The 22,595-nt window shown below is 64.4% G+C and carries 17 protein-coding genes; 5 read left to right on the forward strand and 12 right to left on the reverse strand.

Annotated elements, in window-relative coordinates; genetic code table 11:
• Window positions 1-197 precede the first annotated feature (197 nt).
• Window positions 198-1,007 (forward strand): C1 family peptidase, encoded by an 810-nt coding sequence (locus tag DQG19_RS13385; RefSeq protein WP_116126765.1) that lies wholly within the window; start codon window positions 198-200, stop codon window positions 1,005-1,007.
• Between the two features lie 33 nt (window positions 1,008-1,040).
• A complete protein-coding gene (locus DQG19_RS13390) occupies window positions 1,041-3,476 on the forward strand; it encodes a TonB-dependent receptor domain-containing protein (RefSeq protein WP_116126766.1) in 2,436 nt (811 codons plus the stop codon).
• Window positions 3,477-3,483: 7 nt separating this feature from the next.
• Here DQG19_RS13390 and DQG19_RS13395 read toward each other — a convergent pair whose 3' ends face one another.
• The 5 genes from DQG19_RS13395 to DQG19_RS13415 all read right to left on the reverse strand — a co-directional run bounded on the left by DQG19_RS13395 (window position 3,484) and on the right by DQG19_RS13415 (window position 9,323).
• The gene (locus tag DQG19_RS13395; protein ID WP_157974501.1) at window positions 3,484-4,731 is read right to left on the reverse strand and encodes a porin; all 1,248 of its coding nucleotides are present in this window, start codon (window positions 4,729-4,731) and stop codon (window positions 3,484-3,486) included.
• Between the two features lie 147 nt (window positions 4,732-4,878).
• Window positions 4,879-6,144, reverse strand: coding sequence for a metal-dependent hydrolase family protein (locus DQG19_RS13400; protein WP_116126768.1), 1,266 nt, complete (start codon window positions 6,142-6,144; stop codon window positions 4,879-4,881).
• A 26-nt stretch (window positions 6,145-6,170) separates the two neighbouring features.
• Window positions 6,171-6,560, reverse strand: coding sequence for a hypothetical protein (locus DQG19_RS13405; protein ID WP_116126769.1), 390 nt, complete (start codon window positions 6,558-6,560; stop codon window positions 6,171-6,173).
• Window position 6,561: 1 nt separating this feature from the next.
• A complete protein-coding gene (locus DQG19_RS13410) occupies window positions 6,562-7,011 on the reverse strand; it encodes a hypothetical protein (RefSeq protein WP_116126770.1) in 450 nt (149 codons plus the stop codon).
• 50 nt (window positions 7,012-7,061) lie between these two features.
• Entirely contained in the window at window positions 7,062-9,323 is a 2,262-nt protein-coding gene (locus tag DQG19_RS13415; RefSeq protein ID WP_116126771.1) for a S9 family peptidase, read from the reverse strand.
• A 141-nt stretch (window positions 9,324-9,464) separates the two neighbouring features.
• On the opposite strand from DQG19_RS13415, the gene DQG19_RS13420 reads away from it, so the two are divergent.
• Entirely contained in the window at window positions 9,465-10,568 is a 1,104-nt protein-coding gene (locus DQG19_RS13420; RefSeq protein ID WP_116126772.1) for an SMP-30/gluconolactonase/LRE family protein, read from the forward strand.
• A gap of 250 nt (window positions 10,569-10,818) precedes the next feature.
• The gene (locus tag DQG19_RS13425) at window positions 10,819-11,946 is read left to right on the forward strand and encodes an NAD(P)-dependent alcohol dehydrogenase (protein ID WP_116126773.1); all 1,128 of its coding nucleotides are present in this window, start codon (window positions 10,819-10,821) and stop codon (window positions 11,944-11,946) included.
• 109 nt (window positions 11,947-12,055) lie between these two features.
• Here DQG19_RS13425 and DQG19_RS13430 read toward each other — a convergent pair whose 3' ends face one another.
• The 7 genes from DQG19_RS13430 to DQG19_RS13460 all read right to left on the reverse strand — a co-directional run bounded on the left by DQG19_RS13430 (window position 12,056) and on the right by DQG19_RS13460 (window position 21,420).
• Window positions 12,056-14,476, reverse strand: a complete 2,421-nt coding sequence (locus tag DQG19_RS13430; RefSeq protein ID WP_198661746.1) for a glycosyl hydrolase 115 family protein — start codon at window positions 14,474-14,476, stop codon at window positions 12,056-12,058.
• Between the two features lie 100 nt (window positions 14,477-14,576).
• Window positions 14,577-14,954, reverse strand: a complete 378-nt coding sequence (locus DQG19_RS13435) for a hypothetical protein (RefSeq protein WP_116126775.1) — start codon at window positions 14,952-14,954, stop codon at window positions 14,577-14,579.
• An 87-nt stretch (window positions 14,955-15,041) separates the two neighbouring features.
• Complete coding sequence (locus DQG19_RS13440; protein WP_116126776.1) at window positions 15,042-15,800, reverse strand: heme ABC transporter ATP-binding protein; 759 nt, start codon at window positions 15,798-15,800, stop codon at window positions 15,042-15,044.
• A gap of 1 nt (window position 15,801) precedes the next feature.
• Window positions 15,802-16,830 carry a FecCD family ABC transporter permease gene (locus tag DQG19_RS13445; protein WP_116126777.1) on the reverse strand — a complete coding sequence of 343 codons (1,029 nt, stop codon included), beginning with the start codon at window positions 16,828-16,830 and terminating at the stop codon, window positions 15,802-15,804.
• Window positions 16,817-17,692, reverse strand: coding sequence for a hemin ABC transporter substrate-binding protein (locus tag DQG19_RS13450; protein WP_116126778.1), 876 nt, complete (start codon window positions 17,690-17,692; stop codon window positions 16,817-16,819). Before DQG19_RS13450 ends, DQG19_RS13445 begins: the two co-directional genes overlap by 14 nt.
• A gap of 28 nt (window positions 17,693-17,720) precedes the next feature.
• Entirely contained in the window at window positions 17,721-20,123 is a 2,403-nt protein-coding gene (locus DQG19_RS13455) for a TonB-dependent receptor (RefSeq protein ID WP_116126779.1), read from the reverse strand.
• Between the two features lie 307 nt (window positions 20,124-20,430).
• On the reverse strand, window positions 20,431-21,420 hold the full coding sequence (locus DQG19_RS13460) for a glycoside hydrolase family 43 protein (RefSeq protein ID WP_116126780.1): 990 nt from the start codon (window positions 21,418-21,420) through the stop codon (window positions 20,431-20,433).
• A 164-nt stretch (window positions 21,421-21,584) separates the two neighbouring features.
• On the opposite strand from DQG19_RS13460, the gene DQG19_RS13465 reads away from it, so the two are divergent.
• Entirely contained in the window at window positions 21,585-22,595 is a 1,011-nt protein-coding gene (locus DQG19_RS13465) for a glycoside hydrolase family 43 protein (protein WP_116126781.1), read from the forward strand.

The raw sequence follows: 22,595 nt of genomic DNA on the forward strand, positions 1-22,595 counted from the left end.
TTACCATTTAAAATTGGCCCGCACTACTCCGCTCCCGGCCGGGGGGCTTTGCGCCTACTAGTAGTCCTTGGGATATACGATTTACCATCTACCAGGTACTATCTACGATTTGCGCGCAGAACTCCGGCCAGCGGCACACACGCAACCCCCACCCCGGATCGTTCCTCCCGCGTAGCCACTTTCAGATACCACACCGCATGAAACGAAAAAACCAGCTCACGCTTCTGTTCTTCCTGTTGCTCGGCACCGGCGTCCGCGCCCAGCAGCCCTACGGCACCGCCAAGAGCCCCGAAAAACTCGAGGGCATCAGCGACGTGGCGGCGCTCGACCAGCTGATGTACTACATCCCCGGCATCGGCAGTTCGGCACGTGAAGACCTGCTGCGGCAGAACATCAAGCCCTACATGATGCCCATCCGGCAGGTACCGCAGATGGGAATGGAGTGGGCCTATGCCCTGGCCGACGCGCTGGAGTACTACGTGAATCTCAACAGCAACTTCAAGGACAACCTGAGCCCCGACTACATCGCCATGAGCCTGGCCAACGCCGGTACGCGCCCCAACCTCGTCGACGGCCTCGGACTCCTCATGAACTCCGGCACGGTTTCGGCGGCCATCGTGCCCTACAATAGCAGTACCATCCCCAACTCGGTGTACTCGGTGGCGCGCTTCGGCATCACCAACTTCGGCTACCTTTTCCGGCCCGAGACCAAGGCCCGCAACCGCGTGTTCGAGACCCGCAAGGCCCTGAGCCGCGGCAACCCCGTCATCGTGGAACTGGCCACCGACGCCTCCTTCAGCAACCTCAAGGGCAGCGCTTACGCCCCCACCGGCCCGGTGGCCGAGTCCCACTATCTCACCGTCATCGGCTACGACGGTGAGGCCGAAACCTTCGAACTGCGCAGCTCCCTGGGCCGCAACTGGGGTAACGGCGGGTACGTCACCATCGGCTACGCGGATTTCGGCGAGCTGGCCCAGACCGGCTACGTGCTCATTCCCCGGGAGTGAGTGTAAAATTCACGCGTCGGTTACCTTTGCCCGATGCATGGACTTCGCCTCCTACTCTGCCTGCTGTTGACCCTGCCCCTGACAGCCCAAACCACCCTGCGCGTTATCGACAACGAGGGTGCCCCGCTGGTCGGGGCCTCGGTGCTCCGCCTGCCCGACCAGGCCATCGGCACGACCGACGCAGCGGGTGAACTGACGCTGGACCCGGCCGCGGCCACCGATACCTTGCGCGTCAGTTACCTCGGTTTCCGCCCGGCCCTGCTGGCGGGGACGCAGGTGCGGGGAACGTACACGGAGGTGCGCCTGCAGGAGCAGTACGGCGGCCTCCTGCTCGACGCAGCTACCGTAGTCGGTCGCCGCAACGAGCTGGCCGTGGACCTCCCCTACCAGATCGAAACCGTGGAAGCGGAAAACATCACGCAGGTACAGAGCCTGACCACCGCCGATGCGCTGGCGGGTCTCACGGGCGTATACGTGCAGAAATCACAGCTGGGTGCCGGCAGTCCGGTCGTACGCGGCTTCGAGGCCAACCGGGTACTCCTGGTCGTCGACGGGGTACGCATGAATAACGCGATCTACCGCAGCGGCCACCTGCAGAACGCCATCACCGTCGACCCTAATGCCCTGGAGCGGATCGAGCTTATTTACGGCGCCGGAGCCCTGGCCTACGGCAGCGACGCCCTGGGCGGGGTGGTACACTTCCGTACCCGGCAACCGGAATTCCGGCCCGGCGGCGGCCTGACCGGTTATGCGCAGGCCAACTACGCCACGGCGGCCAACGCCTACAACCTGGCTACCGGTCTTGACTACGGTGGGGCGAAGTGGGCCGGCTTCACCGCGGTTTCCGTTGCCCGCTTCGGCGACCTGCGCGCCGGTGGCAACCGGCCGGACAACTACGGCGACTTCGGGCTGCGGCCCAACTACGTGGTCGGCGACGAGGTCGTCACCAACGACAACCCCCAGCTGCAGGTCGGCAGCGGCTACGAGCAGTATAACCTGCTGCAGAAATTCCGTTTCTTGGTCGGGGACGGGCTGGAACTCCAGACCAACCTACAGTTCTCGACTACCGGCGACATCCCGCGCTACGACGCCCTCACCGAAGTCCGCAACGGACAACTCCGCTGGGCCCGCTGGGACTACGGACCGCAGACCCGCGCGCTGGGCAGTCTGCGCCTCGACGACCGCCGGTCCACGGCCCTCTACGACGTAGCCTCTTACCTGCTTTCCTACCAGTTCGTGGAAGAAGACCGCATCCAGCGCCGCCTCGGCGACCCTCTGACCGAGCGCAGCCTGGTGGACGTCGGCTCCGCCAATTTCCAGATCGACTACGCCAAGGCCCTGACGCCCGGCACCAACCTCCGCTACGGCGGCGACCTGCGGCGCGACCTCGTGGATGCCCGTGCCACGCCCGCGGGTACGGCCACCCGCTACCCCAGCCAGGGCAGCGGGATCACCTCCTGGGGGGTGTACGGCGACGTAAGCCATACCCTGAGCAATTACTGGGAGCTGCGCGGGGGACTGCGCTACAATTACCAGCGGCTCACGGCTACCTTCGGGACCGACGATCCCATCGCCTGGCCAGAGGCCTACCTCGACGGCATCGTGAACCCCTCCGGAGCCCTCACCGCCGCCCTCGGGGCACAGTACCGGCGCGGGGGAAACAAGCTACGCTTTCTCTTCGCCCAGGGCTTTCGCGCGCCGAACGTGGACGACAACGCCAAGTTCCGCGAGCAGAGCGGGCGGATCCAGGTTCCCAATCCTGACCTCGGGGCCGAACGGTCCAACACCCTGGAACTAGCGTACTCCCGCCTCGAAGGACCGTTCCGCCTGGAGGCGACCGCCTACGGCACCCTGCTTGAAAATGCCATCATCCGGCGCAGCGGCACCCTGCCCGACGGCAGCCCCTTCCTCGTGAGCCGGGGCGACACCCTGTACACCGACACCAACGTCAACGCCGAGCGGGCCTGGATCTACGGATTCGACCTGGCGGCCGCCTGGACCTTTGCACCGGACTGGGAATTTCGCGCGGAGGGGCACTGGCTGCGGGGGCGGCGGCGACAGGAGGCACCCGACGGCAACCTGCTGACCGTGCCCCAGGACCACATCCCCCCCGCCTACGGCCGCGCCGGGTTCTACTACGCTTCCGGCAACTGGGACGCCCGGCTGCGCGTCGACTGGCAGATCGGCAAACCGCTCGACGAGTACGCCGTCAACTCCATCACCGGCACGGCGGCCACCGGCTACACCTACGAGCGGGTGGGCAGCGCCGACAACCCGGAGCTCACCCCCTACGGGGAGGGTACGCCCGGATGGTGGACACTGAATGCCTACGCGGCCTACGCGGTGTCCGAACGCCTGTCGTTCCAGGTGAAGGCGGAGAACGTTTTCGACCGCTTTTACCAACCGTTCGCCAGCGGGATCGCCGCCGCGGGAATCGACCTGGGCGTAGGCGTACGCTATACCTGGTAACGGGAACTCAGAAAATGACCACGCAGCCGGTACCGAGGTAATTGCCGCGGCGCACCGGGCCTACTCCTACTTGCTGGAAAAAGTTATTGTTGATCTCCGCGGGGTCGCTTTCGCCGGCGTCGCCGTGGCGGTAGGCATAGAAGAGTGAGAGCTTGAAGTTGGCGTTCAGGTAGAGGTTGGCACCCAGATCGAGGCCTATATCGGAGCCCGTAAACGATCGCGTGAGCTGCGCCCGGAAGATGGCTTCCGGTGAAGTGGGGCCGCGAAAGAACCAGTAACTCACTACCGGTTCGAGAATACGCTCCTGCGCGAGCGGCAGGTTGTAGCCAAGACGGAGGTAGCCGGTCCGGGCCGCGGTACGCGTATCCGCATTGCCACCAGCCACGTTACGGCGCAGAAAGTGGTAATCGCCGTCGAGGTGAAAGCCGGCCGTGCTGTACAGTACCTCTACGCCAAGCGTGGACATACGACCGAAGGCGGCGGTCTCTCCCTGCCGGGCCGCGCTCAGGCTCAGGGTGATCCCTTCGCGTTGGTTGAAGTAGTTGACCCGGCGCAGGAGGGTGAAGGTCTTGCTCTCCACGTCGCCCAGCTGGACGGACAGGCGTGCGCTGAGCAGGGGGCTCCAGTTTATGCCGCTGGAGTTGCCGTTATAGTCCTGCCCGGTGGGGTTTTGCAGGGCGGCCTCGTAGGTCAGGTGCAGGTCGTCGTCCGGGGCGTGCCACTGTCCTCCCAGCAGGAGACCGCTAGCCCGGCCCGGACCGCTTCCGGTGAGGTGACGCCGGAGGTAATTCTGCGACCAGGCCTTTTCAAAACTGGTGCTGCGCAGCGCCGCGGTGCTGCTCTCCCGGCCGACGGGCGGGAGAAAATAGCCGGTCAGCAGGTAGAGACGGTCGGGCTGCTTGGAGAGGCGGTACTGCAACCACAGGTTCCAGAGGCGGAAGCCGGGGGAAGGCGCGTTGTTGCCGGCAGCCTCGGTGGCCGAGAGCAGGTCGTGCCCGACCAGGTCGAGCGCAGCCGTGATGTTGAATTGCAGACGCTCGTAGGGCTGGCCGGTGAAGACGAAGCGGCTTCGCCGCAGCTGGGTGTTGAGTCGGTTGTCGGCGTGGGTATAGGTGCCGGTGGCGGCATCGTAGACGTCCATACCCGCCGAGTAGGTCGACCACAGTTGCAGGCCGATGCTGGTCTTGATCCGGTACTCCGCAAGCAGGCGCGTAAGGCGTGAACTATCCTGCTGCGCGCCAAGACCAACAGTCACACACAGGCAATACAGAAGGAGACAGCCTCGATTCATACCCTTCACGGTTTTCCGCTGCACCCGCGCAGCCCGCCCTAAAGTGCGAAGAAATTGGCGACTCCGCCCTCTTTTCCGGCACGGAGCCCGACACCATCGGAAAGGATAGGGTCAGGGCGAGACGATCTGACCGCCGAGGATCACGAGCTCGACATTGCGCAGGGCGGAGATATCGGCGGACGGATCGCCGGAAACAACCAGCAGGTCGGCCAGTGATCCCGGCCGGAGCCGGCCCACCCTGCCGCTCAGTCCGAAGGCATCCGCATTGACGCTGGTCGCGGCCCGCAGCACCGCCAGGGGTTCCATGCCGTAGTCTACCATCATCTCCAGCTCGCGTACATTGTCGCCGTGGGGGAAGACGCCGACGTCGCCGCCGGCCACGATCGTCACCCCGGCGTCCAGGGCCTGCCGGAAGGACTGCCGTTTCTGGCTGATGCGGTCGGGTTCCGGATCGGTCCCCTTTTTCCAGCCGCGGTACTGGGAGATGGCGTCACCGGCCGCCAGGGTCGGACAGAGCGCCACCCCCCGTTCGGCCATGAGCGCGAATACCTCGGGCGTGCCGTCGTCACCGTGCTCGATGGTAGCGACCCCGGCCAGGGTGGCGCGCCGCATGCCCTCCGCGGTAGCTGCGTGAGCCACCACGGGCCGTCCGCTACTGTTGGCGATCCGAACCATGAGTTCCAGCTCCTCCTGGGTGAAGGTGGGCATCGCTTCCCCGTTCGGGCCCCAGCGGTAGTCGGCGTAGACCTTGATCACGTCCGCCCCGTGGCCGATCTGGTCGCGCACCACCCGGGTGATGCCGTCGACGCCGTCAGCCTCTTCCGCGCCCAGCGGCACCTCTACCTGCTCGATGAAGCCACCGGGGCCGTAGCTGCCCGTGGCCACGATGGCCTTACCGGCGACCAGCAGGCGGGGACCGGGGATAACCCCCTTCTCGATGGCCTGCTTCAGGCCGACGTCCACGTAGCCCGCTCCCTCCGAGCCGAGGTCGCGCACCGTCGTGAAGCCCGCGCGCAGGGTCCGGCCGGCGTGAAGCCCGCCGCGAATGGCACGCTCCGCGTAGGACTCCCGCAGTACCTGCTCGTTCCATCCCACCTCGTTGTAGGGGTGCAGCAGCAGGTGGGCGTGGCCCTCGATGAGGCCGGGCAGCAGGGTGCCGTCGGGGAAGTCAAGTACCCGGCAGCCCGCGGCGTCCGGCAGGCCAGCGCGGGGACCAGTGGCGGCGATGGTATCGCCCCGTACGAGCAGCGCGTGCCCCCGGTGGAGTTCGGTGCCGTCAAAGACATAGCCGGCGGTGATAAGGGTACAGGAATCCGCCTGGGCGGCGAGGCCGGCGGTCAGCAGCAGGGCCGCGGCGGAAAGGAGGAAGCTTCGCATACCGCCAAGATAGCCCGCCCGCCGCCCTACTGCTCGACCAGCGTCAGGTTTGGATGGTCCAGGATGATGCTCCGGATCAGCCCGTAAAGGGTCTGCCCCTCCCCCCGGCGGGCGGCGTCCAGGTGGGCTACCGCCCGGTAGCGCTGCTTGGGGTGGAAGGTTTCGACCTTTTCCGCCCAGTAGGCTTCGGTAGCGGCGTAGCCGAGGTCGGCCCGGCTCTTGGCGCTGTGCAGCCAGTCTATGCGCACCGGCTCCCCGCTCTCGAATACGCCGAAGCCGCCGTACAGGATATCGTGCAGGGCGTCGAAGTTGGGCGCCACGGGCCACGACAGGTCGCGGGTGAACAGGCGCTCCGCCTCGGCGAAGAAACCCGGTAAATCGGCAAAGCACCGTCCGTCTAATTCGATGATCCGCACCCTAGTCCTCGCAGTCGAACCGCAGCAGGGGCATCGTGGAAGTGAACGCCAGGCGACTGCGGTCGGCGAAGGCGGTGCCGGTCGCGTTTTGCGGCCCGTAGCCCTCGATTAGCCGGTCGCCCCGCTTCAGAAAAGCTACCTCCCGCACGCTCTCGCGCCCCTCGGACTCAAAGGCGTACTCCCCGATCAGCGTGTCGCCGCGCCACCGTCCGTCGAAGGTGCCGGTATTGGCGTCCTTCTCGTCGAGGGCATAATCGAGGGTGCCGGTGACCTTGCCGTCCGTATCGGTCAGGTAGAGATCGACGGTACCGCCCTTCCCCGCGTAGGCATAGCAGCCGGCGCCGGAGGGCGGACGATTGCCCTCGGCCCCGACGCCCGGGATGTTCTTTTCCATTTCCGAGCCGTCCGCGCAGGCGGCGAACAGGAGCAGCAATAGGGGCAGTGCTTTCATGGGATATGAATTTGGTACGGGAACCGCCGGACGGCCCGGCATGTGCGCGGCTAGTCTTCCCAGCCGATGTCCCAGAGCGGCTCCACGCCCCGCAGGTGCTCGAGAAAATAGTTCCACCGCACCTTGGTAAAGTAGCGGTTGGCCTGCCCGCGGTAGCCGTGCCGCTGACTGGGCAGGATGAGCATGTCGAAGGGGCGATCGGCACGGATGAGTGCCTCGGCCAGCTTGAAGGTGGCCGAGGGGTTCACGTTCTCGTCGATGCCCCCGTGGGTGACCAGTAGCTTGCCACGCAGGTTGCCGGCCAGGGTGATGTTGGACTGCTGTTCATAGACCGAGTCCACCGGCCAGCCCATGTACATCTCCGGCCACCAGGCCTTTTCCATGCGGTGGTCGTGGTCGGCCGAGCTGGCCACCGCCACCTTGTAGAAGTCGGGGTAGGCCAGCACGGCGTGGCCGGCGTCGTAGCCGCCGGCGGAGTGGCCGAACACCCCCACCCGCGTGGTGTCGAACCAGGCGTGGCGGCGGCCCATTTCCCGCATGACGGTGATGTGGTCGGCCAGGCCGCCACCCAGGTTTTTGTAGCTGTAGTCGTGAAAGGCCTTGGAGCGCCCCGACGAGCCGCGCCCGTCGATGCGCACGACCACGAAGCCCAGCTCGGCGAAGGACTGCATACTGAGTACGCTACCGAAATCTTCCGGGAACACGTGGGTGTGTGGCCCCGTATAGCTCGATTCAAGCACCGGATACCGCCGCGTTGAATCGAAATTGATCGGCTTCCACACGGCGCCGTAGAGCGTCGTCTTGCCGTCGCCGGCCAGCGTTGAGAAGGTCTCCGGCGGCGACCAGCCCGCCGGTACCCGCAGGTCGGCCCGGCTGAGCTCCTGTACGACGGAGCCGTCGGAGGTCCGCCGCACCACCGTGACGGTGGGCTCGCTCAAGGTCGAGTAGTTGTCCAGGAAGTAGCGGCCGCCCGGCGCGATGTCGACATGGTGGTGGCGGTTCTCCGGCGTGAGAAGCGTCAGGTCGCTGCCGTCAAACCCTACGCGGTACAGGTGCTGGAAGTAGGGGTTGCGCCCCGGCTCCCGGCCGGTGGCGGTGAAGTAGAGCGTGCGCTCTGCGGCATTTACGTGCTCGATCCCGGTCACGTAGAATTCACCCTGGGTGACCGGCGTGACCGCGTCCGTGGCCAGGTCGATGCGGTACAGCTGCCGCCACCCACTGCGCTCGGAGAAGAAGAACACCGAGCCGGCTTTCTCGGCTGCCACATATCCGAAATTATCGATGTTGGTGGGGCTGTGCTCGGTGTACAGAGTATCGAGCCGCTCCGAGTTGAGGTCAAAACGGTAGAGCGCGATGTCCTTGAAGCCGCGCCGCTGTTCCTGCAGGTAGACCTGCCCCGGGGCCTGCGACCAGCGTACCCCCAGCGCGTTGATGTGGGTGCCCCGCGGCAGGTTAGGCCTGACGGTGCGGCCGGTACGGGCCTCGAAAAATACCGGCTCCACGTACACCATTCCCGTGTCGCCGGGCGAGCCGCGGTAGTACGACAGCAGCTTCGGCCGGTACAGGCTGTCGACGCTCCAGTCGAGCAGGTACATCTTCTGCGCCCGCCGCAGGTCGACGACGCTGGTGGAGATCCACTTCCCGTCCTCCGACCAGTCGACGCCGAAGTGGGCCGGCCGTTCGCCGCCTTCCCCCTCGATGATGTCGTCCCACCCGTACCAGGAGGCGTATTCGTAGCCCCGCTCCCCGTCGGTGGTCAGGGCCCGCTCCTCGCCGGTGGCCGCGGTGCGGAGGTACAGGTTCTGGTCGCGCGTGAAGGCCACGTAGCTGCCGTCGGGGGCGGGTGCCTCTTCCCTATTGCCCCGCCACCGGTACGCGGGGGCCCGCGTCAGGCTATAGTCCGTACGGCCCAGGAGGTAGCGGCGCCCCGCGGCGGTAAGGGAGAGGGTGTCCGGGCCGAGGTAGCGGAGGTCGGCGATCGGCAGGCGACGGGCATCCACGGGCGTGTCCAGCGAGTCACGGAGGGCGGCGGCGAGCCGCTCCGGATCGAAGAGCGGAGCGGTGGTGCCCGCCGCGAAGGAGTAGCTCCGGTACGTTTCCCCCCCCGGGTCCCGAAGCACGTACCAGAGCCCCGAGCTGTCCGGCAGCCAGTGCGGACTTACGTGGGCGTTGAAGAGCTTGTCGTCTCCGTAGTTCTCGTACAGGTACTCGATGGCGCGTTGGTAGTCGGCGCGGCCGATGGTGTCTTGCCCAGGCAGGGAAGAACACAGCAGAAGCAGCAGCACCGTTGCCGTGGGGTGGTTCAGTCGCATACTGGCAAGATAGCCCACCTGCCTTTTTCGGGCGGGGCCGCGGGTGCCGGGGCGGTCACGTAACGGTAAAGTCTCCGGATAGCCAAACAACCGGCCGACGGGGCCACCTATATCAGTATCCCCTAACCAACATATCACCCCATGCGAAAGCTAGCCCCCCTACTCTGTCTGCTTACCCTGAACCTGACCGCCCAGGACGTACAGGCCGATTTCACCCCCGATACCGAGCTCCAAGCCGGTGAGCAGCACATGCTCTTTTCCTTTCCCGATTACCTGTCCCAGCCCGACGGCATGGCCCTGGACCAGGCGGGCAACGTCTACGTTTCCAACCCCAACTTCAACAACACGAAGTATCCCGGCCTCATTCTCAAGGTGACGCCCGACTACGAGTGGAGTGTTTTCTACGCTTCCCCGGCCAGCCCCGACACGAAGAAGGCCGGTCCGATGGGCATCTCCTTCGGCCCCGACGGTAATCTCTACATCGCCGACAACCAGTACTACAGCAGCAAGGATTACGCCTCCCGCATCCTGCGCCTCAACATGAAGGAAGGCAAGCCGACCGGCGTCGACGTGGTAGCCACCGGCCTCAAGCACCCGAACGCCGTGCGCTGGCACGACGGCGCGCTGTACGTTACCGATACCAAGTGGGAAATGGACTCCACGTCCAACACCAGCGGCATCTGGCGCTTCCCGCTCGACGCTCTGAACGACTCGATCCACGTGGAGAAGAGCATGACCGCCCGTTACCTCATCGATACGCTGCACGCCATTCGCCAGCCGAACGGCAAGGCCATGGGTACCGACGGTATGGACTTTGACAGCGAAGGCAATATGTTCGTCGGCATGTTCAGCGACGGTCGCGTGTTCAAGTACACCCTTAAGGAGGACGGAACCGTAGACTCCCGCGACGTCTTTGTCGACTACGGCAAGATTCCGAGCTGCGACGGCATCTTCATCGACCGCAATACCGATAACCTCTACATCGCCGACTCCCAGGCCAACGCGCTACGGCTCGTCACCCCAGACGGCACGGTACATACGCTGGCCGAGAACGGTGACACCAACGGTGCAGACGGTAAGATGGATCAACCCTGCGAACCCCTGCTCGTGGGCGACAAGCTGTGGGTAGCCAACTTCGACAGCCCCAACGACAACTTCGTGAATACCGGCTTCGACGACGTCCACAACATGACGATCATCCAGGTGCCGGCAAAGTGGCTGGGCGAAGCCGCCGACAAGCAGTAGAACGAGCGGACCGAGAAACCCCATGAGGGCCGAGTGAATATGTCTAACACTATATTCACCGGCCCCTTCAGTCGAATCAGATAATTATTTGGCAAACTCCTGAACCGTAAGGACCCACGATCGATTCGATAGTCCCAACCGAAACTGGCATTGCCCGAGGTCCAGGCGATCTTGCGTGATCACCCCCACCGGCCGGCGGGTCGCCCGGTTCTTTCCATCACTTAACCACACCCAACCAAACCACCATTTTATGAAAGTTTACGGTTACGGCGCCATCGAAGCCAAGGACGAACTCGGACCCGTAGTATTCGACCGCAAAGACCCCCGGGCCGGCGAGATCGGCTTCAAGGTCATCTACTGCGGCGTCTGTCACTCGGACGTCCATCAGGTCAACGACGACTGGGACAACTCCGTCTACCCCTGCGTTCCCGGACACGAGATCATCGGTCGCGTGACCACCGTGGGCGACGGCGTCTCCAAATTTAAGGAAGGCGACCTCATCGGGGTCGGCTGCATGGTCAACAGCTGCCAGCAGTGCGACGAGTGCAAGAACGACATGGAACAGTACTGTACCGGTCCGAAGGGCGCTACCCTGACCTACAACGGACCCACCGTCCCCGACGGTTCCAACACTTACGGCGGCTACACCACCCACATGGTCGTGCGCGAGGAGTTCGCCATCACCATCCCCGACGCCATTGAGCCGCAGTACGCCGGCCCCATCCTGTGCGCGGGCGTGACTACCTACTCCCCCATGAAGCACTGGAACCTGCAGGCCGGCCAGACGCTGGGCGTCGCCGGTATCGGCGGACTGGGCCACATGGCCGTGCAGCTCGGAAAGGCGCTGGGCGCCAAGGTGATCGCCTTCACCGGTCACAAGAGCAAGCGGGACACTATCCTGGCGCTCGGTGCCGACGAGGTGGTGGTGACCAGTGACGAGGACGCCATGGAAGCGCACGCCATGAGCCTGGACCTGATGATCAACACCATCCCCTACCCCTTCGACCTGTCCGACTTCATCCCCCTGATGAAGAAGAATTCCAGCCTGGTCATGGTCGGCAACTTCATCAAGATCCCCGAATTCGTACCGGCCGACGTGGTCTTCAACCGGATCGAGATCGCCGGCTCCCTGATCGGCGGCGTGAAGGAGACCCAGGAGGTCATCGACCTCTGCGCCAGGCACAACATCCGGCCGAAGATCGAAGTCATCGAGATGGACCGCATCAACGAGGTCTTCACCAAGCTGCGGGAGGACACCACCGACCACGAATTCCGCCACGTGATCGACATGGAATCCCTGCATTCGAAGTCCGGCCAGCTGGACGGCAAGGCGGAGTCCATCCACCAGCCTACCCGCGGGGAAGTGGTTGGTGCGTGAGCCCCTCCCCGTCTATTGTCAGAGAACCCCGTCCGGCCGTGCCGGACGGGGTTTTTTCGTGCCCGTAGCGAAGACAGCACGACCGACGGGAACTCCAGTAAACGGTTGCCTACCGCCGCAACTCGTAAAAGTCGGGGTAACCGGCGGGGTACACCGCGAGCTGGTCGATCACGATACCGGTCTGGTTGACGTACAGCTTTAGCGTCTGGGTACCGGGCGCATCCACGGTAACGTCGAAGGTAGCCGGGACGTGGTTGCCCAGTACGAACTCTTTCCACGCTTCACTGCGTCCCCGGGTGTTGAGCGAGAAGTAATAGATTTTTCCCCCGTTGAAGCGGGCCCGCAATTCGTGGTCAAAATCGTTAGCGTGGGTAGGCAGACAGCGGATCTCGACGGTGTACGTTCCTGCCCTTTCCACCTCGAAGGAATATTCCACGTAGGGAGCATCGTCCGTAAAGCGGGCGGTGGTGGCCGGCAGCAGCGTGAGGGCCGCTCCGCCGTAGCCCAGGCCGGTGACGGTTTGCCAGCGGAAGCCGACGGGTGCCCGGTGATCACCAAAACCGGCGGCGGGTAGGGTCAGCGGTTCGGGCAGGTCACCGGCCGGCTCGACCGTATAGTCCGCCGCCGCCAGCCCGCTGAAATCCGGTTCGTCAAAAACGGGGAGGCCGCGCGGGGCGGCGTTCATCATGCCCGCCCACTTGCCGCCGGCCAGTAGGGTGTTGTAGTAGCGGGTAAGTACGCCGATCTCATCGTGGGCGGTCCGGGAGGCCTTCCGTAATCGCTGTCGCTCACCATTGTCCCTGGCCAGCAGGGCCTGCTTGGCGTAGCCGTAGGTCTCGTTCAGCAGGGCCGCGCCGCGGACCGGGTAGTCGACCAGTTGAAAATAGGCGTCGCGGCGGCCCTCGCCCAGTTTACCCGCCAATGCTTTGGACCGTTCGTACAGGTCGCGGTAGGCGTCAATGCGGCGCTGTAGCTCGTCGCCGTTGGCGGTGGTGAAGGCGGCCGGGGCGGTACCCGTAGTGGGTTCCGTCTGGCTCCAGCCCATGTATTCGGGCTTGCGGAGCATGGCCAGGCGGTAGTGCTCGCTCAGGAGTGCGGCAACCTCTCCGGCTACGTCCGACCCGAACTCGCGGGCAGCCCAGGCGGTGAGGTGATCGTGGATGTCGTCCGGTCCGATGCTTTCCGGATCCCAAGCCAGGTCGAGGAAAAACTCCATACTGTATTCGCCGGGCTTGATGTCGCCAACGTTCGCGATCCAGATGTTGCGCGCGCCATTCGCGTAGGCCCGCTGCATTTCGTACCAGATCAGTCCGGGTTGGATGGTGGACAGCCACAGGTAGTCGTGGGGGCGCCCCCAGTAGCTGAGGTGATAGTACACGCCGCTGCCTCCGGAGCGCTCCCGTTCAGCATCCTCGCTGAGGCGGCGGATGTAGCCGTAGTTGTCGTCGGTCCACACCAGCGTCACGTCCTCGGGTACCTCCAGCCCGGCGTCGTAAAGCTCCAGCACTTCCTTGTAGGGGACGAAGAACTGCGGGATCTCCGCGGCGCGAGTACCCTTTTCGCGCTCAAGCATGGCGCGCTGGTCGGCGATGATCTTATCGAGGAGTTCCACCCGCTCTTCGGTGGTGGCGTCTCCCTCCATACCGGAATCGTGGATGCCCCGCATCCCGACCGTGTAGAGGTAGTTGTCGGCCGTGGTTTCCGCCACCCGTTCGCCCCAGTAGGCGCGGATGGTATCCGCATTCTCGAGGTAGTTGTACGCCCCGTAGCGCTCGTGGTCCCACTCCCCCACGTTGTTGCGCAGCATGGGTTCGGCGTGGGAGCTGCCTACGTAGATCTGGTACCGCTCCGCCATCTCCCGGTTGCCGGGAATGGTGAAGAAGGCCTGCGTGGAGGGGTGCATGGCCGGCCAGATAGTGTTGGCCTTAAGTCGCAGCAGGAGCTGAAAGATCCGCTCGTAGGTCCGAGGTCCGATATCTCCGATCTCCGGCTCGAAGGTGGCGGCCGCCCAGGGCTGCAGTCCCCAGTCCTCGTCGTTCAGGAAGATGCCCCGATACCGCACGCCGGGCGCTTCGGAGATGCCTTCCGCCGGCAGCTCCAGGATGGCCCGGTCGCGGGGGGTCACGGCCACGTCGGCCCACCACTTCCAGGGGGAAATGCCCAGCCGCTCGGCCAGGTCGAAGATGCCGTAGACCGTGCCCCGCACGTCGCTGCCGGTGACCAGCAGGCTGCCGTTCGCCTCCCGCAGGGCGAAGGCTTCCCAGCCCGTCGGTAGTTCAGCCGTTGGCGTTACCGGAAAGCTCCGCACCAGCGCGCCGCCGGCCAGTCCAATGTAGATGCCGGGCCTGGCGGGATCGTAAGCACCTGTGGTTCTGAGGACTATGGACTGCCCGGAAAGCTGCTCCAGGTCCGTCGCGAGGTCCTCCGCCGCCCACCGCAGCAGGCTGTCCGTCCCGCTTTCGAGGTAGAGGGCAGGCGCCCGGCCCGGAGCAAAAACTTCGAACGTTCTTCCCTGGGCCTGCAACGGCATTGGCAAAGACAACCAGATGAGAAACAAGCAAAAGGGGAGGGATAGTCGGGCAGTCAAATGCATGGGCATAAGATAGCCTGGTCTAAGTAATGAGCGTTCCTTACTCGCCCCGAAGCGCGCGGGCGATCCGTGTCCTCAACGTCATAGCCCCCAAGGTGAGGGCTTCAGCATCCCGCTCCGCCAAATCAAACACGCGCAGGGCGGGGGCGAAATGCCCCAGCGCGTAGAAGTAGTGCGCCAGGGGCTTCAGGGCCGGACCGGAAAGGCGGCGGTCCAGGAAGTAGGCCTCCAATTCCGGCGCGGACAGCGCTACCAGTACCTCGGGATCGAGGTCGAGGTCGACCAGCTCGCGGTCCGTTGCCGCGACGTCCTCCTCGCCGTGGGTCTCCTCCCGGAGCTTAAAAAATTGGCTGATCACCTTGCCCAGCGCGTTTCCAGGACGCTCGGCTTCTTCCTTGATCAGATCGCGTTGTTCCATCGTCTCTAGGAACCCGGCAGCCGGGGCGGGGTTGCGGGCCGGATCAGGACGCTACGGGATGTCCTTTCGGCTCGTGGAGCGGAAGGATCAATTAATCTCGAAACGATCCTGGATGACGACCCGGAACACCTCAAGGATGCTCTTCTCGGTAAGTACCGTGCGGGGATCGCCGTGCGCGAAGACCGTACCGTTCCGGAGCAGAAGGATCTGGTCCGCAAACTTGGCGGCAATGTTGATGTCGTGGACCACGCCGATGACGGTGAGCCCGGGGTTACCGGACATGAAGTCCCGGATCTTCCTCATGAGGTCGTACTGGTAGAAAATATCCAGGAAGGTGAGCGGTTCGTCCAGCAGTAACAGGCGGGGCCGATCCGCTACCGCCGTCCAGATCTGGGCGAAGACGCGGGCGAACTGCACCCGCTGTTTTTCTCCGCCGCTCAGGGTGAGGTAATTCCGGTCCTGCATGGCGAGGACGCCGAAGAGGCGCATCGCTTCCTCCCGGATCGCGAGGTCCTCCGCCCGGGGCCGGTCCGTGAAGTGGGGGTAGCGGCCCAGCATTACCACCTCCCCGACGCTGAGGGGAAAGGTCAGTTCCAGGTTCTGGGAGAGTACCGCCCGCCGCCGGGCCTGCTGGAGGAGGGAGAGGTCCCGGAGGTTTGTCCCGTCGAAGTGGATCGCCCCGGTCGAGGGTGCCAGCTCCCCGCTGATGAGCCTGACCAGCGTTGATTTTCCCGCCCCGTTCGGCCCGAGGATCAGGTGCATCTTTCCCGGGGCGAACTCGGCCGACACCTCGCGCACCAACTCTTTTTTCTTTACCGCAAACGATACGTTTTCCAGGCTGATCATGCTAGAAGAGGTAGTTGGTGCGCCGGAGCAGAAGGATGAAGATCGGCGTACCGATCACGGAGGTCACGATGCCCAATGGCAGTTCGGCCGGACTCACGAGCAGCCGGGCCGCCAGGTCGGAGGCCGTCAGCACGATGGCCCCCGTCAACGCGCCCGCCCCGAGGAGAAAGCGGTTGTCCGACCCGTTGAGCATCCGCAGAAAGTGGGGGACGATCAGTCCCACGAAAGCGATCACGCCCACGAAGGCCGTGGCTACGGCGACCATGACTACGTTCACCGCCAGCACCTTCAGCTTCAGTTGACCGAGACTTACGCCGAGCAACTGCGCTTCCTGCTCGCCCAGCATCAGGGCGTTGAGTTGCTTGGCGTAGCGCAGGCTGAGCCACAGCCCGATCCCCGTGACCGCACCCACGATGCCCACCGCCCCCCAGTAGGCCCCGGACAGGGTGCCCAGGTTCCAGAAGGTGATCGAGCGGGCCTGGGGGTCGCGGGCGATGTACGACAGGAAGCCGACCCCGCTGAGGAAGAGGGCGTTGACCGCCACCCCGGTGAGCAACAGGGCGATCACCGAGCTGCGGCCGCTGTCCCGCGACCGAGCCAGGTAGAAGACCAGGGTCGTAGAGACCATCCCCCCGATACAGGCGGCCAGGGGCAGCCCCCACTCCCCCAGCTCGATCCCGAACGCCGCGCCCAGCACGAAGTAGAGTGAGGCCCCGAAGGCCGCCCCACTGGAGGTACCGACCAGGCCGGGCTCCACGATCGGGTTGCGGAAGAGCGCCTGCAGCAGTACCCCGCCGATGGTGAGGGTGGCCCCGACGAAGATGCCCATGATGACCCGCGGCAGGCGGATCTGCAGGAAAATGCGCTCGTTCAAACTCGCGAGTGTTTCGCCGCTTAGGGCGTGGGCGAGGGCGCTCCCAATCTCCCCCACGGTGATCTCCACCGCCCCGAATATGACGGATGCGAGCGCGAGCAGAAACAGCAGGACGACCAGCACCAGGTATATTCCCGCCGACCTACCGCCCCGCATCCGGATGAATAAGTTGCTGCAGGCGGAGCACGACCTCCCCCGTGCGGGGCCCCAGGTACACCATATCGTGCTCCTCGACGCGGAATACCCGGCCGTCCCGGTAGGCGTTCGTGGTGGATACCCCCGGCAGCTGCACGACTTCCCCGCCGTCGTCCAGTCGGTCGTAGCCGAAATCGGTGAGCAGGATGATATCCGGGTCCGCCGCGGCGATCACCTCGGGGGAAATCTGGGCCATCTCCCGCTCGCCCGCCACGGCCGTTTTTCCGCCGGCCCATTCCAGTAGGCGGGCGGCGGTACTGTTTTCAGTCATCACGAGGTACACGTTGGAGGCGCGCCCGTAGTGGATGATCAGCACCGTGGGGGTTTCGGTGTACTGACCGGCCGCCGCCAGTGCCCGCTCCATATCGGCGTCGAGCTTCCGGACGAGGGAGTCGGCCGCGGCCTCTTTACCGAAGTAGGCACCCATTTCCCGAATCAGCGAGTCGGTGCCCGCGATCGTGTTGCCGTAGTGGCCGAAGGTCCTCATCGGGATCTCCAACTCCTCCAGCTGGGTGACCACCGGTTCCGGTCCGATGTTGTTGTCGTGCAGGATCAGGGTAGGCTTCATGGCCAGGATGGGCTCGGCAGCCAGGGCCCGGTGATAGCCTACGGTGGGCAGCTCTTTGATCTCCGGCGGGTAGGTGCTCGACAGGTCTACGGCCACCAGATTTTCCGTGGCACCCAGGGCATACATGATCTCGGCGTACTGCTTGGAGATGACCACGATGCGCTCCCCCTCGTCCATCTTTTCGTCGGGGTTGTCGAAGCGGCCACAGCCCAGGACGGTCACGGCAAACAGTAAAAGCAGAAAGGAATATCTCACGGTTCGGTGGGCGTTTGTCGGTGCCTGACTAGAGGGTATAACTGAGGTTGATCCCGCCGAAGAAGTTGGCTTCGTTGGGACCGGGGATGTAGGCATCCGGCAGCTGGTTCACGAAGACCATCTGGTAGTATTGGGCCCCCGTCAGGTTGTAGGCGCCGGCGTAGAGGTCGAGGGACAGGTGGCCGAAACGTTTGCGGACCCCCACCTTGGCGTTTAGCAGCCCGTAGGGGTCGGTCTCGTTGACGCCGTCGGAAGTGAAGGGCATGCGGCCGCGGTAGTTGTAGTAGGCATTGCCGTAGACGCCGGCCCGGGTAGCCACGTCTACGCCGAGGTTAAAGACAACGGGTGCGACACCCGCCACCGCCTTGCCGGAATAGTCCTGGACCACGGTGCTGTCGCCATTGGCCGCGTTCTTGCCCACGGACTCAAACCGGTACTCCTCGTAGGTAAAATCGGAATAGGTGAGGTTAGCGAAGGGCCGCACCTCCGTCATGAAGCCCGTCCCCGCCCGGACGGCGTCGTAACTCGCCGCCACTTCCAGGCCCTGGTTGTTGAGCCGGCCGCCGTTGACGATGTAAGAGTAGAGGGTGGCGGTGTTCTCGGGATTCTGCACCGTGATGGTGGTAAACTTGTCCTTGAATTTCGTCTGGAAGGCGGCCAGGGTATACGCCAGGCGGCCGGCCAGGAAGCTGCCCTTGGTGCCCACTTCCAGCTGCACGCCGTGCTCGGGGGTGAGGCCGGTGTTCAATTCGCCCGTCGTGGAGATCAGGATGTTGCCGCTCACCGGTGCCTTGTAGCCGCTCGAGTAGGCGGCGTAGACGGAAGCCACCGCGCCCAGTTGCTTGTTGATCGCCAGGGAGGGGGACAGCAGGTTGGTGTACTTGCGGTCGTAGACGGGCAGGCGGGCGTTGCCGGGGTGATTGTTGGAAAGCCCCCAGAGGCGGTCCTCCAGCCGCAGGTGCATGCTGCTCACCCCTACCCCGGCGGTGAGGCTGAACCGGCGGGGCAGGTCGAGGGTCCACTGGGTGAAGTACGACACCGTCGAATTGATGGTTGCCTGATCGCTGCGCAGGCTGGTGATGATGTTGTAGCCTTCCAGGTGGGAGCTGTCGGGGCCCATGCCGTAGCCGATCGTCTGGGCGTTCATTTTTTGCGCCTCTACGCCGGTGATGCCGGAGAGCTGCGTTTCCCCGCCCAGCGCAAAGCGGGTTTCGAAGACGGAGCGGAGGCCATAGTTGGCGGGTTGCTTGTCGGTCCAGCCGCCGGCGGAGCTGTTGTCCAGGTTCTGGGCGGAGCCGAACAGCGTCGTGGTATTGGAGAGGTGCGCGCCGAAGCGGTAGTGGTGGCCGATGCCCGCGCGGAAGGTGCGGACGGCGGAGTGGGCATTGTTCTTTATATAGCGGGGGTTGCCAAAGTAGTCCAGGCTCTCGTACTGCGCGATACTCAGTTCCCCGTTGCGCGCGTCGTAGCTGTCGGCGTAGCCCAGGTAGGTGGTCACGGTCTGCTTGTCGTTAAGGCGGAAGTCGCCGAGCAGGTTCGCGAAGTCCTTGCGCGACTCCGTATGCGGCATGAAGCCCCCGAATTCCTGGTGGCCGTAGTTGACCAGCACCGAGGAGGTCTTGCCCCCGATGCGGAGGCGGGTGGTCGTCCGCAGCAATCCGTAGTTGCCCACGAGCACTTCCTGTCCGACGGAGGTTACCTCCCGCGGCGCCCGCTCGGTCTCCAGGTTCAGGACGCCGGCGATGGCCAGTCCGTAGAGCGTACCGGCAGGCCCCTTCAGCACCTCGGCGGTGGAGACCGATCCGAAGTCGATGTCGTCCAGTACCGTCAGTCCCTCCGCATCGGTGACGGGGATGCCGTTGAGGTACACTTTCACGCCCTGTCCGTCGAAGTTGCTGCTCACGCCCCGCGGTCCGATGCCGCTGCCGTAGCCCCGGATGTTGAGCTGCTGCCCGCCCGACTGGGTCCGCCGCTGCATGGTCACCCCCGGCACGTTGGTGTTGATGGCGTCCTCGAGGTAAAGGCCGGTGGACCGCTCCAGGGCCGTCTCTTCCAGCTTCACGATGGCCCGCGGCTGCTCGAGGGGGGAGGTCGTGGTGGTGGAGGTGGCGGTCACTTCCACGGTACCCAGTTCCTGGACGTCGGAAGCCAGGGCGATCACTACCCTACCGGCGTCCCCGCAGGCAAGCGTCCGCTGCAGGGTCCGGTAGCCCAAGAAGCTCAGGCGCAGGTGCACGGAGTCGGTACAGGACAGGGTGAATTCGCCGTTGCGGTCGCTGGTCATTCCACCTGCGTCCCCGCCTAAGATAGTAACGCCTTCCAGGGGGCCCCGGGTACTTTCGTCGACCACCCGCCCCCGCAGGGCGCCGGTTTGCGCAAGGGACAATAACGGACAACAGATGCTCAACAGCAACAGGACTAAATTTTTCATTTTTGGGCTTTTGGGTAACGGAAAACGTGACGAAACGGCGCGCACGCGGGTGCACCAGCTACCCGGATTAGCCTGCTCGTCAGAAGCTAAGGTATCGAAATATTGTGCTTCAAAAACACACCCGAAGGAAGAAACGGGAATGGAGGTCACCACTACTGGGCCCGTGCCGAACGCCCGCTACCCATGCAGCCGCCGCGCTTGGTGGAGAAGAATTTCCTGGATCACCGGCGTGAGCGCGATTGTCGGAGGTAGCTTCGGCCAGGCAGGGCGGAACCTACGCCGCCGGCAGCTAGTGGCGGCGGCGGCTTCAGGGGTGATAGGGCGCGCCGAGCACCAACGTGTCGCCCGACACGTCGACCCGGAAAAAGTGCGGCTGCCGCCGGTAGCGTCCGTTAGATGCCACGCTATGGCTGTGCACCGACATCAGCAGCGTACCGTCGAAGGTGCGGAAGAGCATACCGTGGCCGAAGTTGGGTGGCGTGATCGGCTGCGGCTCCTGTATCCAGGGGCCGTCGAGGGTGCCGCTCTCGGAGTAAGCGACGCCCTGTACGTAATCGTCGTACACCCAGCTGGTCCAGAGCATCCCGAGCCGGCCGGTACCGGTGCGGAAGAGGAAGGGTCCGTCGGTGACCTTATTTGGCCGTTCGGTGCCGTCGTCGACGTCGGCGCGGCTCCACGGGGAATCGCTGGCACGAAAAAGCACGGTGGGTTCGCCGACGGTGCCGCTGAGGTCGGGCTTGAGCTCGATCTTTTCCATGGTACCGTTGCGGTTCTGCAGCCATTCCTCGCAGTACACCATCCAGGGGGTGCCGGCGCGGTCTACCCAGAAGGTACCGTCCAGCGTGGGCCGGTCGGCTGAGAGGTAGGTGGGGTCGGCCATGGGCAGGTAGGGGCCGGCGGCGGAGTCGCTCACCAGTACGTGACTGGCACGCCGCTCGATGACGTTGCCGTCTACCGTATCGATCTTGACGTCGCGGTTGGTAAAGGTGGCAAAGTAGTAGTACTTATCGCGGTATGCGTGCAGCTCGGCGGCCCAGATCATGGGGTCGGGGCCCATCCAGGAATCCGGGTCGGTGGCGGTTACGCGGCGGGGCCCCTCCCAGGTCTTCAGATCGGTGCTGCTCCACATGCGGCCCCCGCTGCCGGTCAGGTAGTACCGCTGCGTAACCGGGTCGGCCAGTACGTACGGGTCGCTCAGGTAGATCGAGTCGAGGGGTACCCTAACCTCCTGCGCACGCAGGGCGGGTGCGGCCGGGAACAGCGCCAGGTAAATGAAAAAGAACAGCGAAGGACGCATGAAGGCGGAGATTTAGGGCGGCAGGGCGCGGGTGCCGGGATTAGCTGCGGAAGATAGGCTATCCGGTTCATTCCCGAGAGGCCCTGAGAAAGTAGGTGATATTTATTTGTCATTATGACAATTATATCTACATTGTTGTGTCTCTTCATTATCTACTACTCATCATGCACTACACGATCCCGCTGTTCTTCCTCTTTGGCCTGCTGGCCTGCTCCGCCCCCCCGGCGGACGACACGCCCGAAACCGTCGACGCGTCGGCCCGGACGGCCCCGGCCGAGATCAACAACCCCGTCATCCGCGACCAGTACACCGCCGACCCCGCCGCCCTGGTCCACGACGGTACCGTGTACCTCTACACCGGCCACGACGAGGCTCCCAACGACTTCAATTTTTACCGGATGAACGACTGGCTGGTGTATTCTTCCACTAATATGGTCGACTGGGAGGAGCACCCCGTGCCCCTGAGCGTGAGCGACTTCACCTGGGCGAAGGCCGACGCCTGGGCCGCCCAGGTGGTGGAGCGCGACGGCAAGTTTTACTGGTACGTGAGCGTGGAGCACGACAGCATCGTTGGCAAGTCCATCGGCGTAGCCGTCGCCGATTCGCCCACCGGCCCCTTCCGGGACGCCCGCGGCTCGGCCCTTATCACGAACGACATGACCAAGGCCACCGACATCACCTGGGACGACATCGACCCCACCGTCTGGATCGAGGACGACGGGCAGGCCTGGCTCTACTGGGGCAATACGGCCCTCTACTACGCTCCGCTGAAGGACAACATGATCGAACTCGACGGTGAGATCCGGGTCGTCGAAGGCCTGCCCAAGTTTACCGAAGCCCCCTGGATCCACAAACGGGGCGACTGGTACTACCTCTCCTACGCCACCGAGTTCCCGGAAAAGATCGCCTACGCCATGTCCCGCTCGATCACGGGCCCGTGGGAGTACAAAGGCCTCCTCAACGAGATCGCCGGCAACTCGAATACCAACCACCAGTCCATCATCACCTTTCAGGGAAAAGACTACTTCATTTACCACACCGGTGGCATTAATCCTCACGGCGGCAGCTACCGCCGTTCGGTGGCCATCGACCGGTTGTACTACAACCCCGACAGCACGCTGCAGCGGATAGTGATGACCTCGGAGGGCATTCAGCGGGAGGATGAGGCGCGGTAA

This window comes from Lewinella sp. IMCC34183, assembly GCF_003390915.1.
In the GTDB taxonomy this organism is placed as follows: Bacteria; Bacteroidota; Bacteroidia; order Chitinophagales; family Saprospiraceae; genus Neolewinella.

Excerpts from the sequence above, each read along its gene's own strand:
- DQG19_RS13385 (WP_116126765.1), top strand. The coding sequence starts at position 198 with ATGAAACGAAAAAACCAGCTCACGCTTCTGTTCTTCCTGTTGCTCGGC.
- DQG19_RS13390 (WP_116126766.1), top strand. The coding sequence starts at position 1,041 with ATGCATGGACTTCGCCTCCTACTCTGCCTGCTGTTGACCCTGCCCCTG.
- DQG19_RS13400 (WP_116126768.1), bottom strand. The coding sequence starts at position 6,144 with ATGCGAAGCTTCCTCCTTTCCGCCGCGGCCCTGCTGCTGACCGCCGGC.
- DQG19_RS13410 (WP_116126770.1), bottom strand. The coding sequence starts at position 7,011 with ATGAAAGCACTGCCCCTATTGCTGCTCCTGTTCGCCGCCTGCGCGGAC.
- DQG19_RS13415 (WP_116126771.1), bottom strand. The coding sequence starts at position 9,323 with ATGCGACTGAACCACCCCACGGCAACGGTGCTGCTGCTTCTGCTGTGT.
- DQG19_RS13420 (WP_116126772.1), top strand. The coding sequence starts at position 9,465 with ATGCGAAAGCTAGCCCCCCTACTCTGTCTGCTTACCCTGAACCTGACC.
- DQG19_RS13425 (WP_116126773.1), top strand. The coding sequence starts at position 10,819 with ATGAAAGTTTACGGTTACGGCGCCATCGAAGCCAAGGACGAACTCGGA.
- DQG19_RS13430 (WP_198661746.1), bottom strand. The coding sequence starts at position 14,476 with ATGCCGTTGCAGGCCCAGGGAAGAACGTTCGAAGTTTTTGCTCCGGGC.
- DQG19_RS13435 (WP_116126775.1), bottom strand. The coding sequence starts at position 14,954 with ATGGAACAACGCGATCTGATCAAGGAAGAAGCCGAGCGTCCTGGAAAC.
- DQG19_RS13440 (WP_116126776.1), bottom strand. The coding sequence starts at position 15,800 with ATGATCAGCCTGGAAAACGTATCGTTTGCGGTAAAGAAAAAAGAGTTG.
- DQG19_RS13445 (WP_116126777.1), bottom strand. The coding sequence starts at position 16,830 with ATGCGGGGCGGTAGGTCGGCGGGAATATACCTGGTGCTGGTCGTCCTG.
- DQG19_RS13455 (WP_116126779.1), bottom strand. The coding sequence starts at position 20,123 with ATGAAAAATTTAGTCCTGTTGCTGTTGAGCATCTGTTGTCCGTTATTG.
- DQG19_RS13460 (WP_116126780.1), bottom strand. The coding sequence starts at position 21,420 with ATGCGTCCTTCGCTGTTCTTTTTCATTTACCTGGCGCTGTTCCCGGCC.
- DQG19_RS13465 (WP_116126781.1), top strand. The coding sequence starts at position 21,585 with ATGCACTACACGATCCCGCTGTTCTTCCTCTTTGGCCTGCTGGCCTGC.